Source organism: Streptomyces capoamus (assembly GCF_014654935.1).
Lineage (GTDB): Bacteria > Actinomycetota > Actinomycetes > Streptomycetales > Streptomycetaceae > Streptomyces > Streptomyces capoamus.
Map to the genome: position 1 here is coordinate 43,044 of NZ_BNBF01000008.1, position 3,737 is coordinate 46,780.

3 protein-coding genes and 1 pseudogene are annotated in these 3,737 nt (G+C 70.4%); 3 read left to right on the plus strand and 1 reads right to left on the minus strand.

Annotated elements, in window-relative coordinates; all coding sequences use genetic code 11:
* Together IE312_RS40080 and IE312_RS14795 are read left to right on the plus strand one after the other, a co-directional pair.
* Nucleotides 1–205 (plus strand): annotated as a pseudogene (locus IE312_RS40080) (molecular chaperone DnaJ); the annotation flags it as partial.
* 5 nt (nt 206–210) lie between these two features.
* Entirely contained in the window at nt 211–675 is a 465-nt protein-coding gene (locus IE312_RS14795) for a heat shock protein transcriptional repressor HspR (protein ID WP_189981913.1), read from the plus strand.
* 58 nt (nt 676–733) lie between these two features.
* On the opposite strand, the gene IE312_RS14800 is transcribed toward IE312_RS14795, so the two are convergent.
* Nucleotides 734–2,170, minus strand: a complete 1,437-nt coding sequence (locus IE312_RS14800; RefSeq protein WP_189981915.1) for a PA14 domain-containing protein — start codon at nt 2,168–2,170, stop codon at nt 734–736.
* A 294-nt stretch (nt 2,171–2,464) separates the two neighbouring features.
* On the opposite strand from IE312_RS14800, the gene IE312_RS14805 reads away from it, so the two are divergent.
* Nucleotides 2,465–3,571, plus strand: coding sequence for a sugar ABC transporter substrate-binding protein (locus IE312_RS14805; protein ID WP_189981917.1), 1,107 nt, complete (start codon nt 2,465–2,467; stop codon nt 3,569–3,571).
* Nucleotides 3,572–3,737: the final 166 nt, after the last annotated feature.

A 3,737-nucleotide genomic window follows, 5' to 3' on the forward strand; every position in this document is an offset into this window, starting at 1 on the left:
CACGCCGAACGGCCGTACGATGCGGGCGCGGGGCAAGGGCGCGGTCCGCAAGGACGGCACGCGCGGTGATCTGCTGGTCACCGTCGAGGTGAGTGTCCCCAAGGACCTGTCGGGGAGGGCTCGTGACGCACTGGAGGCGTATCGCGAGGCGACCGCGGGCGAGGACCCGCGGGCGGAGCTGTTCGAGGCCGCGAAGGGAGCTTGAGAGTGATGGACGGCCGTCGGCGCGTTGACAATTGGCGTGGGCCGTACGAACTGACCGAGGAGACCCCGGTCTACGTCATCTCGGTGGCGGCCCAGCTCTCCGGACTCCACCCGCAGACGCTGCGCCAGTACGACCGCCTGGGCCTGGTCTCCCCCGACCGCACCGCGGGCCGGGGCCGGCGCTACTCGGCCCGTGACATCGAACTGCTCCGCCAGGTGCAGCAGTTGTCGCAGGACGAGGGCATCAACCTGGCCGGCATCAAGCGCATCATCGAACTGGAGAACCAGGTCGCCGCGCTCCAGTCCCGCGTCGCGGAGCTGGAGGCGGCCCTGGACGGCGCGGCGGCCGCGATGCAGCAGCGCGAGGCCGCCGTGCACGCCTCCTACCGGCGCGACCTGGTGCCGTACCAGGAGGTGCAGCAGACCAGCGCGCTGGTGGTGTGGCGGCCCAAGCGGCAGCAGCAGGACTGACGGCGCGCCAGGCGCGCGGAGAGGGGCCCGGACGCCGGGCCCCTCTTCTGCGTGCCCGTCAGCCGGCGGGCGCGGGCTCGGTGCCGTCCTCGGCGGGCGGTGTGCCCAGCTCGGTCGCGACCACCACGTTCGCCTCGCCGGTCAGCTTGTAGCGGGAGTTCCAGTTGGTGTCCACGGCGTCGACGAAGAAGCAGCGCTCCTCGCCGTCCGGGGTCGCCGTGTACCGGTAGGAGGTCTCGTCGGGCATCAGCCAGGCGTCCTCGGACGCGGAGCAGACCCGCTCCTCGCCGTCGCTCAGGACGCGGCCCGCGTAGACCGAGTACCGGTGCAGGTCGGGCGCCGGGTTCTTGTCCCAGGTCAGCTCGAAGCCGTAGTCGGTCGGGGTGACCTTCAGCCCGGTGACGAGGGGCGGCGGGGTGTCGTCCCGGCGCCGGGCGGCGAGGGCGGCGGACCGGGCGGACTCGTTGCCGGCCGCGTCCACCGCGGTCACCCGGTAGTAGTACGTGGTGCCCACGGCCGCCGTGGCGTCCCGGTAGGACTGCTCCTCGGTGCCGCCCAGGCGGGTGTAGGTGCCGTTGGCGGTCGCCGCCCGGTACACCCGGTAGGAGGCCGCGCCGGTCTCGTGGGACCAGCCGATGCGCAGGCCGTCCTGCTCGGAGGGGTCGGTGACCTCCAGGCCGGCCGGCGCGCCGGGCGCGGTGCGGTCGGCGGTGGTGATGGGCTTGTCGGCCGTGCCCGCGGACTCGTTGCCGGCCTTGTCGTAGGCGCGGACCTCGTAGTAGTACGTGTCGCCGGTCGCCGGGAGGGTGGTGTCGGTGTACGAGGTGGCGGTGGTCGTCGCCAGCGGCACGGCCTCGTACGGGAAGCCCTTCAGCCGCCGGTAGACGCGGTAGCCGCCGAGGTCCATCTCCTTGTTCTTCGACCAGCCGACCTTCGCCTTGCCGGTCGCGGGGTCGTACGCCGCCGAGACGCCCGCCGGCACCAGGGGCGCGACCTTGTCGACGTCGGGCGAGGTGCGGGGGGTGTAGGCGAAGGAGACGTTCGCGGCGCCGGTCCAGTTGACGTAGTCCACGCGGAGCGTGTGCCTGCCGGAGGGCACGGTGACGTCGACGGTCTTCTTCTGGGTCGTGGAGACGTTCTTCCACAGGTCGACCTTGCGGGTGCCGTCCAGGTACACCCGGATGCCGTCCTGCGCGGCGGCCGTGAGGGTGAAGGGCCCGCCGGAGCCGAAGTCGCGGGTGACGGTCCAGCGGACACCGAAGTTGTCCTTGGGCAGGCCGGTGGCGGGGGCGCCGGTGCCCCACTGCTCGGCGACCGCGCTGTCGCAGTCCGCCTTCTTCGGGGTGCCGGAGAACGTGGTGTTCGCGAAGAACTGCCGGGTGTAGACCGGCGAGGCGCAGCCGGCGGCGGAGGCGGTCGGGGCGACCGCGCCCAGCAGGGCTCCGGAGGCGGCGAGTACGACGGCCGTGGCGGTCGTGCGTCTGGCTGAGTTCATTCGGTCCTCTGATCGAGTCATGGTGCGGCTCGGGGCCGTCATGATCACGACTGGTGACCGGCCGGAGTGGTTGTACGAATCTTTGCAGATCCGTGAACCACCGCCGGATGTACGGTCCGTAAAGGGCCCTTGAAGAGGGTTTCGCGTGACCTTCACAGGGTCAGCTGAGCGTGGTGTTGCGCACTCGTTAAGTGATTCTTCTTGACGCCGGGTGCGGCCCCGAAGTTGTCTTTTCAGACACCTGGGTCGTATAGCAGCACCCACGTCCGGAACGCACCTGAAGTGAGCCCTCGCATGCGCCGAATCGCCATATCCGTGGCCGTGTCCACGATGACCCTCTCGCTCGCCGGCTGTGGCGTGCTGAACGCGACGGGGGACGGCGCGAGCGCGAGCCCGACCAAGGGCAACGACGTCACCGTGGGCCTGCTGCTGCCGGAGAAGGCGAACACCCGCTACGACCGGTTCGACTACCCCATCATCAGGGACAAGGTGGCCGAACTCACCAAGAAGCAGGGCAAGGTGGAGTACGCCAACGCCGACGCGAGCGCCGCCCGGCAGTCCGAGCAGCTGCAGAACATGATCGACGCCAAGGTCGACGTCATCCTGCTGGACGCGGTGGACGCGCACGGCATCGCCGACGAGGTGCAGAAGGCCAAGGACGCGGGCATCCCGGTCATCGCCTACGACCGGCTCGCCGAAGGCCCGATCGACGCCTACATCTCCTTCGACAACGAACTCGTCGGCGAGGTGCAGGGCCGCACCCTGCTGGAGGCGCTGGGGCCGAACGTCGGCCCCTCCGACAAGGTCGTCATGGTGAACGGCTCGCCGACCGACCCCAACGCCAAGCAGTTCAAGGAGGGCGCGCTCTCCGAGCTGAACGGCAAGGTGGACATCGCGCAGACCTACGACACCCCGGACTGGAAGCCGGAGAACGCCGAGTCCTTCATGGCCAAGGCCATCGCGCAGATCGGCAAGGGCAACATCGTCGGCGTCTACGCCGCCAACGACGGCATGGCCGGCGGTGTCATCAAGGCCCTGAAGGCGGCCGGCGTGACCGAGCTGCCCCCGATCACCGGCCAGGACGCCGAACTGGACGCCGTGCAGCGGGTCGTGGGCGGCGAGCAGTACATGAGCGTCTACAAGTCCTACCCGGACGAGGCCGAGGCCGCCGCGCAGATGGCCGTCACCAAGATCCAGGGCAAGGACATCCAGTTCGACGCCCTCACCCAGGACCGGGTGGATAGCCCCACCGCCAAGGGCATCCCGTCCAAGCTGGTCCAGGTGACCGCGCTCACCAAGCACAGCATCAAGGACACCGTCGTCGCCGACGGCATCTACAGCATCGAGGACATCTGCACCGCCAAGTACAAGGCGGCCTGCGCGGCGATCGGCCTCAAGTAGGCCCGCGCCCGCCTCGTCCACGCGGCCCCGGCCGAGGTGGGGGGACCCCGGCCGGGCCGCTCCCGGTACCGGCTGCACCCGGTGGGAAGCGACACCCACGATGCCGGAGCACCGTCCGCCCCACCACCGCCATCTTGTGGCAACACGAGGGGCGGAGCGGCACCGA

Excerpts from the sequence above, each read along its gene's own strand:
- IE312_RS14795 (WP_189981913.1), top strand. The coding sequence starts at position 211 with ATGGACGGCCGTCGGCGCGTTGACAATTGGCGTGGGCCGTACGAACTG.
- IE312_RS14800 (WP_189981915.1), bottom strand. The coding sequence starts at position 2,170 with ATGAACTCAGCCAGACGCACGACCGCCACGGCCGTCGTACTCGCCGCC.
- IE312_RS14805 (WP_189981917.1), top strand. The coding sequence starts at position 2,465 with ATGCGCCGAATCGCCATATCCGTGGCCGTGTCCACGATGACCCTCTCG.